Genomic DNA, 8,038 nt, shown 5'->3' with positions numbered 1-8,038 from the left:
ACACAAAATGCGCGACAACCAGCCAATTCAACCAATCAAAAAACAATCGGTATCAACAAACTTGGCACACTATTGAGTTCTCAAACAACAGACACTATCGACACCAAACACAACCAAAACCGTCATGTCCTCGCTCCGAAGCAACTTTTCAATCCTACCCGCCCCGATCAGACTCTGCAAATCGGCTGATTCTCACCGTTCCCACTCGACATAGCGAATGGTGGAACATGATTTTTGTGATTGTCACCCGATCGAAGACTCGATCAGCGCGGAAGTCAACTCTAGCACCGCTCGAGCCTGGATGTAAAACGGCCGCCGGCCCCTCCTGAGAGGGAGACCGGCGGCCGGAGATCGAAGCCTGGAATCAGTTGGTCCGGGGTACCAGGTAGAGCACGCCGAGCGGGGGAACCCGAACGTCGCCGTAGGCGGGCTGCCCGTTGTGGGCTCCTTCCACTGCGGTCACGACACCCTGGTTACCCACCCCGGATCCGCCGTACTGCTCGGAATCCGTGTTGAGGGCTTCGGTCCATTCCCCTGCCCAGGGCAGGCCGACCCGGAATCCTTCGTGCGGTCCGCCGGCGAAGTTCGCGATGCACACCAGCGGGTTCCCCTGGTGATCCCACCGGATGAAGGAAAGCGTGTTGTGCTCGCCGTCGTTCTCATCGATCCACTGGAAGCCGGCGGGCTCGTTGTCCCGCGCGTACAGGGCAGGCGTTTCCCGGTAGACGCTGTTGAGCGATCGCACCAGCTCCTGGACGCCCTTGTGCGGCGGGGTGTCGCAGAGCCACCAGTCGAGCCCGTGCTGCTCGGCCCATTCGGATTCCTGCGCGAATTCGGAGCCCATGAAGATGAGCTGCTTGCCCGGGTGCGCCCACTGGAAAGCAAGGTAGGCGCGGACGTTGGCCAGCTGCTGCCAGCGGTCGCCGGGCATCTTGCGCAACAGTGATCCCTTGCCGTGCACGACCTCGTCGTGGCTGATGGGAAGGAGGAAATTCTCGGTGTAGGCGTACACCATCGAGAAGGTCGCCTTGCCATGGTGGTGCACACGGTTGATCGGCTCCTCGGCGATGTACTCGAGCGAGTCGTGCATCCAGCCCATGTTCCACTTGATACCGAAGCCGAGCCCGCCGGAGCTCGTGGGCCGGGTGACGCCGTCGAACGCCGTGGACTCCTCGGCGATCATCACGATGCCGGGCGCCCGCTTGTAGGCCGTGGCGTTCACTTCCTGCAGGAAGGAGATCGCTTCCAGGTTCTCGCGCCCGCCGAACTTGTTGGGCCTCCACTGGCCTTCCTCGCGCGAGTAGTCGAGATACAGCATCGACGCGACGGCATCCACCCGCAGTCCGTCGATGTGGAACTCCTCGAGCCAGTACAGGGCATTCGCCACGAGGAAGTTGCGCACCTCACGACGGCCGAAGTCGAAGATCAGCGTTCCCCAGTCCTGATGCTCGCCGAGGAACGGGTCGCCGTGCTCGTAGAGTGTGCCGCCGTCGAACTTGGCGAGTGCCCACTCATCCTTCGGGAAGTGAGCGGGTACCCAGTCCATGATGACGCCGATGCCGGCCTGGTGCAGCTTGTCGACCAGATACTTGAAGTCATCCGGACTGCCGAAGCGCGACGTCGGTGCGAAATAGGAAGTGACCTGGTAGCCCCAGGACCCCCCGAACGGGTGCTCCGCCACGGGCATGAGCTCGATATGCGTGAATCCCTGCCACGAGACGTACTCGACGAGCTGCTCAGCAAGCTCCCGGTACCCGAGACCCACGCGCCATGATCCGAGGTGAACCTCATAGACGCTCATGGGTCCGTTGTGCGGGTCCGTCGCCGCACGGGTTTCCATCCAGGCGGAATCCTCGAACTGGTAACGCGATTCCACGACACGGGAACCTGTCAGGGGAGGTACCTCGGTGCCCCGCGCCATCGGATCGGCCTTCTCACGCCATTGGCCGTCGCTACCGAGGATCTCGAACTTGTAGCACGACCCTGCGCCGGCGCCGGGCACGAAGAGCTCCCAGATGCCTGAGCTGCCGAGGGCGCGCATCGCGTTGACGGTGCCATCCCAGCCGTTGAAGTCGGCCTTGACCCGGATCGCCTGAGCGCTCGGTGCCCAGACGGCGAAGGACACTCCATGAATGTCGCCCAACACCGACGAGTAGTGGCGGACGTGCGCACCAAGCGCGGTCCACAGCGTTTCGTGGCGGCCCTCGCCGATGAGGTGCAGATCGACCTCACCAAGAGTCGGCAGGAACCGGTAGGGATCGTCCATCACCTGCGGCTCCCCGCCATAAGTGACCTCGAGCCGGTAATCGGGTGTGTGTCCCTGTACTTCAGCGGCAAGGGTTCCTACCCAGATGCCGTTGTGCTCATGTGCGAGCTCCACCCGTGCATCGCCCGTCACCACGGTGACCGACAAAGCGAGGGGTCGCAGCGTGCGGATCGTGACCAGGCCGCTTGCATCCACGTGCGCTCCAAGAACCGCATGCGGCTGATGGTACGAGCCCTCGGAGACACGCTGCAGAATGTTCTCGGCGACCGGGACCGGGCCACCCGAGGTTCCCGCCGGGGTGGCTGGAGTCCCCTGCGATGTTCCGGCGGCACCGGTTGCCTCAGGCCCGGCGTCCGCCGTCGGGCCCGAATCAGGGACGCTACCCGTCGAACTGCCGGCGGTGGGTTCCGCCGGTGCTTCAGCACCGACCGGTGCCGTTCCTTCAGCTCCGGCACCGAGCCCGCGGCGCACGTCACGCACCGGCCACTCGACCCAATCGGGGCGGTTACGCAGTTCGTACACCACCTCGTACAGGGCCTTGTCCAGCCAGAGCGCCTTGAACAACGGCGCCTCGGGATCGATATCGGCGCCGCTTTCCTCGGCGTACCCGGCCAGGAACGCACTGCGGGCGGATGCCGCCCACTGCTCCGTCTCCCGGGCGGCATCCGTTCCTTCGGCCGCGGGGCCGCGGGAGGCAGCTGCGTACTCGAGCGAACGCACCATCCCGACGACGTCACGCAGCGGCACATCGGGGAGGCTCCGCTCGGCGGTGGGGCGCAACGGCTCACCCTCGAAGTCGATGACGAGCCAGGATTCGTCAGGAGCCCGGAGTACCTGTCCCAGGTGAAGGTCGGCGTGGATGCGCTGCAGCGCCGGAAGGTCGGTCAGGGCGGCCACGTCCCTGAGCACCTGATCCACTTCGGCGTCGAGGGACCCGACGGCGTCGCGTGCCTCCCGCCACGCCCACTCGATGCGGCCCGCAAGCGCATCCTTGAATTCCGTCTCCTCGGCCTCGGACGCGGAACCGCTTCCGAAGGCCCCGCTGAGCTGCACGTGAATACGGGCAATGGCCCGCCCGAGCTCGTAGGACTCCTCCGTGAAGTCGGTGCCCGAGGATGCTGCAAGGGCGGCGATGCGCCAGGCGTCGATACTGCTCTCGACGTAGTCCCTGAGGACACTGACGTGACCCATGACGTGCTGGCCCGGCTCGGCGTGGGGCTGCTGCCATGTACCGGTAACCCAACCGTAGGTCGGCGGGACGTCGGTGGACCCGGCCGCCGTCAGCTGCGCGCTGACCTGCACATCGGGGCTTTCCCCGGTTGCGAGAACCCGGAAGAACTTCACGATCAGCGAGTTCTTCCCCGTGCCGACCACAACCGAAGTGTTCGACTGTTCGCCCTGGAGGACCTTGACCTTCGGTGCTTTCGCCCGGCTGCGCGGAGGCATGCCCTTCAGCGCCGTCGGGACGAGTCGACCGTCGGGAGTGGCCTTCTTCGAACGGATGAAGTTCACCCAGGCGGTGACGAAATCCGGATCATGGGTGGCGTCATACACCCAGCGCGTGCCCAGTTGCGGATGGTCCACCTGACCGATGAGGCCCGCCGCAGCAGCTTCCAGCGGCTCTTCGCGATAGCTCAGGGGAACACTGACGACGTCGGTGCGGTGCCCGGATTCCACGGCGAGGAAGTGGACCTCCAGTCCGGCCTCACCGTTCGGGCCGTCCAGCACGGTGCCGCCGACGACGGTCAGGGCGACGTCCCGTCCGCGGGCCGGGAACCAGCGCTGCGAGGGCAGCCATTCATTGAGGATTTCAGGAATGAAAGGTGTATGGGTCGCCATTATCTGATGGCCTCCGAGATCGGGATGACGGGAAGTGCTTCGGTGTGGGGAGATGAGCTATTGGAAGAAGCCGACCGCAGCCGGAGCCAGAAGAAGTCATGGCTGCCCAGTGTCAGGGTGAGGTCCCCCTCGGGGCCGAACGCCGGGAAGATCGCCCCGCCGAAGAGGTCCCGGAGCCCGCGGCCCGCGAACTCGGGCAGGTGCATCCTGGCGGCTACCGGGTGCTGGGAGAGGTTGAAGATGCATAGCACTACTTCAGGCTGCTCGTGCTCGGCATTCCCGTCCTTGACTTCGCGCAGGAACGCAAGCACTGCGTCCGACTCGGTGGGGACGTTGCGATACTCGCCCAGGCCGAATGCGGGGTGGGCACGCCGCACGGCGAGCATCTGGCGGACCCAGTGCAGGAGCGAACTCGAGGTCGCGAGCTGGGCCTCCACGTTGACGTGGCTGTAGTTGTAGACCAGCGACTGCACCACGGGCAGGTACAGCTTGCCCGGATCGGCCGTGGAGAACCCGGCGTTGCGGTCGGGGTTCCACTGCATCGGTGTCCTCGAGGCATCACGGTCCTCGAGCCAGATGTTGTCCCCCATGCCGATCTCGTCGCCGTAGTACAGGAAGGGACTTCCGGGCAGGGACAACAGCAACGCGTGGATGAGCTCGACCTCGGCGCGGGAGTTGTCGAGCAGCGGCGAGAGCCGGCGCCGGATACCCACGTTGGCACGCATCCTCGAATCCGGTGCGTACCAGCCGAGCATCGCTTCGCGTTCCTCGTTGGTCACCATCTCGAGGGTCAGCTCGTCGTGGTTCCGAAGGAACGTCCCCCACTGGGCTCCTGCCGGGATGGCTGGAGTGTCCTTCATCGTCTGGATGATCGGACCGGCCTTCTGGTCACGCAACGCGTAGAACAGGCGGGGCATGATGGGGAAGTGGAATGACATGTGGCATTCGGGGCCCTCCTCGTCACCGAAGTACTCGACAACCTCCTCGGGCATCTGGTTGGCCTCGGCGATGATGACACGGCCGGGATAGTTCTCGTCCACCATGGCACGCAGCCGCTTGAGGAACTCGTGCGTCTTCGGCAGATTCTCGCAGTTCGTTCCCTCCTCCTCGAAGAGGTAGGGAATCGCGTCGGCGCGGAACCCGTCGATACCCTGGTCCAGCCAGAACTTCACGACGTCGAAGATTGCCTCCTGGACCTTGGGGTTCTCGAAGTTGAGGTCCGGTTGGTGGCCGAAGAAGCGGTGCCAGAAGAATTGCCGCCGCACCGGGTCGAAGGTCCAGTTGGACTCCTCGGTGTCGACGAAGATGATCCGGGCGTCCTCATACTTCTCATCGGTGTCGCTCCACACATAGAAATCACCGTACGGACCTTCGGGGTCGCTCCGGGATTCCTGGAACCAGTGGTGCTGGTCGGAGGTGTGGTTCACCGGGAGGTCGATGATGACCCGGACACCGCGTGCGTGGGCCTCGGCGACGAGCCGCTTGAAGTCGCTCAGCGACCCGAATTCGTCGAGGACGTCGTAGTAGTCCGCGATGTCGTAGCCGCCGTCACGCAGCGGTGACTTGAAGAACGGCGGCAGCCACAGGCAGTCCACACCGAGCCACTGCAGGTAGTCCATCCGTTCGATGAGGCCCGAGAAGTCTCCGGAACCGTCACCATTGGCGTCCGCGAACCCGCGGACCAGCACTTCATAGAAAACGGCCTTCCGGTACCAGTGCGGGTCGTGGGCAAGCCCGGGTGCGTTCAGCTGGAAGGGATTGGGCACTAGCGCTGCCTCCTGACAGAAAGGATGTGAGCTGGTTCCACATGGGCATCCAGCCGAACGTAATTATTCTCGCCCCAGGCGAAGCTCTGGCCGCTCACGAGGTCGTCCACCCAGAACGTGCCGTCCTCGTTGCGGTCCGCAGCATCGATCGAAAGCGCGCCCAGATTGAGGAAGACGGTACTTTCCCTCGTGCTGTGGGGATCAAGGTTCACGACGACGATGATGGTGTCCTTGCCCTCGGCGGTTTCCTTGTGCTTCGAGAACGCGACGGTCGCGGAATCGCTGCTCGGGTGGAGGATCAGGTTCTCGAGGTCACCGAGAGCGGGATGCGAGCGCCGGATGGCGTTGAGGCGGCTGATGTACGGAGCCAGCGACCGGCCTTCCGCCTCGGCCGCCGCGTAGTCGCGGGGCCGGTACTGGAACTTCTCGTTGTCGATGTACTCTTCGGCACCGGGCCGCGCCACGTGCTCGAACAGCTCGTAGCCCGAGTACACGCCCCACATCGGGCTGGCCATCGAGGCAAGCACTGCCCGGATCTTGAAGGCGGCAGGTCCGCCGTACTGGAGGAATTCGGTGAGGATGTCCGGCGTGTTGACGAAGAAGTTCGGCCGGAAGTAGGCGGGTGAGACATGGCTGATCTCGGTGAAGTACTCCTCGATCTCCGTCTTCGTATTGCGCCAGGTGAAGTAGGTATAGGACTGCTGGAAGCCGGCGCGGCCCAACGCATGCATCATCGGAGGACGCGTGAACGCCTCGGCGAGGAAGATGACGTCGGGGTGCTTCTTGTTGACCTTGGCGATCAGCCATTCCCAGAACTGCACCGGCTTGGTGTGCGGGTTGTCCACGCGGAAGACCTTCACGCCGTGCTCGATCCACATCAGCACGATACGTAGGATCTCCTTCGAGATGCCCTTCGGGTCGTTGTCGAAGTTGATGGGATAGATGTCCTGGTACTTCTTGGGAGGATTCTCAGCGTAGGCGATCGAGCCGTCCACCCGGGTGGTGAACCACTCGGGATGCGAGGTGACCCATGGATGGTCCGGAGCTGCCTGGAGCGCGAAGTCGAGCGCCACCTCGAGGTTCAGCTCGGCGGCCCGTGCGACGAAAGCGTCGAAGTCCTCGAAGGTCCCGAGGTCGGGGTGGATGGCATCGTGGCCGCCGGCCTCGGATCCGATGGCCCAGGGAGATCCTGGATCCCCGGGACCCGCGGTCAGTGTGTTGTTCGGACCCTTGCGGTGGGTACGTCCGATCGGGTGGATCGGGGGCAGATAGACGACGTCGAACCCCATGGCGGCGACTGCGTCCAGGCGCTTCGCCGCAGTCCGAAAGTTGCCCGAGGTCCATTCCCCGGCTTCGGGGTTGTAGACGGCGCCTTCCGAACGTGGAAAGAACTCGTACCAGGCTCCGCGCCCGGCGAGCTCGCGCTCCACCAGGATGGGGTAGGCAGGCGATGCAGTGACCATGGAGCGTACGGGCTTCCGTCGGATGGCCTCCAGCACCTGAAGCGTGGCACCGGCAGCCAGCCGGTCCTCGACGCTGCGCGAAGTGTCGGCGAGCGCCGCCGCCGTGCGGCGGAAGAGTGCTGCGTCCTTCGCCGTCCGCTCCTCAGCTGCCCTCGTGAAGAGGGCGACGCCCTCGGCGAGCATGAGGTCGACGTCCACTCCTGCGGCGATCTTGATCGACGCGTCGTGCTCCCACGTCCCGTAGAGATCCGACCAGCCCTCGATGGTGAAGGTGTGGAGTCCGCGCGCTGCCGGGCGGAGCCGGCCTTCCCACCGGTCCAGCCCGGCGCCGACGGCGGTGAGCCGGATGCGCTGGACTTCCTTGCCGCGCGGGTCGTACAGGACGGCAGAGACACCGAGCTGGTCATGGCCCTCGCGGAACACCGTCGCACCTACAGTGATGTCGGAATCCGGGATCGCCTTCGAGGGGAACCTGCCGTCCTCGATCACGGGGGCTACGGCGGTGATAGGGATGCGGCCGAAGCGCAGCCCCTCGGGGTAGGGGACATTGCGGGGCTGCTCACTCGAAATCGTCACGCACCTGACGTTAGCGAGTATTCAGCGGAATTGCTAAGGGGGCTTCCCGTAACATAGGGATTAACTGGGCGATTTACGTAAGCGGTTGCGTTGGCCTTACCCAACAACTGGAACAACTGCGCTAGCGT

Annotated in this window: 4 protein-coding genes; 1 reads left to right on the top strand and 3 read right to left on the bottom strand. The window is 64.4% G+C overall.

Going from position 1 to position 8,038, the window contains the following annotated elements; genetic code table 11:
• On the top strand, nucleotides 1–189 hold a 189-nt coding region (locus IWX75_RS17730), incomplete at its 5' end, for a hypothetical protein (protein WP_334684300.1).
• A 175-nt stretch (nucleotides 190–364) separates the two neighbouring features.
• On the opposite strand, the gene glgB is transcribed toward IWX75_RS17730, so the two are convergent.
• The 3 genes from glgB to IWX75_RS12065 are packed head-to-tail and all read right to left on the bottom strand — an operon-like array spanning nucleotide 365 to nucleotide 7,910.
• On the bottom strand, nucleotides 365–4,105 hold the full coding sequence (gene glgB / locus IWX75_RS12075) for a 1,4-alpha-glucan branching protein GlgB (RefSeq protein WP_196822472.1): 3,741 nt from the start codon (nucleotides 4,103–4,105) through the stop codon (nucleotides 365–367).
• On the bottom strand, nucleotides 4,105–5,871 hold the full coding sequence (gene treS, locus IWX75_RS12070; protein WP_196822471.1) for a maltose alpha-D-glucosyltransferase: 1,767 nt from the start codon (nucleotides 5,869–5,871) through the stop codon (nucleotides 4,105–4,107). The genes glgB and treS overlap by 1 nt, the downstream gene beginning before the upstream one ends.
• On the bottom strand, nucleotides 5,871–7,910 hold the full coding sequence (locus IWX75_RS12065; RefSeq protein ID WP_442858976.1) for an alpha-1,4-glucan--maltose-1-phosphate maltosyltransferase: 2,040 nt from the start codon (nucleotides 7,908–7,910) through the stop codon (nucleotides 5,871–5,873). Before IWX75_RS12065 ends, treS begins: the two co-directional genes overlap by 1 nt.
• Nucleotides 7,911–8,038 lie beyond the last annotated feature (128 nt).

The sequence above is a fragment of the Arthrobacter sp. CAN_A6 genome, assembly GCF_015751715.1.
Lineage (GTDB): Bacteria > Actinomycetota > Actinomycetes > Actinomycetales > Micrococcaceae > Arthrobacter_D.
This window is presented reverse-complemented; position numbering and strand designations above follow the sequence as displayed.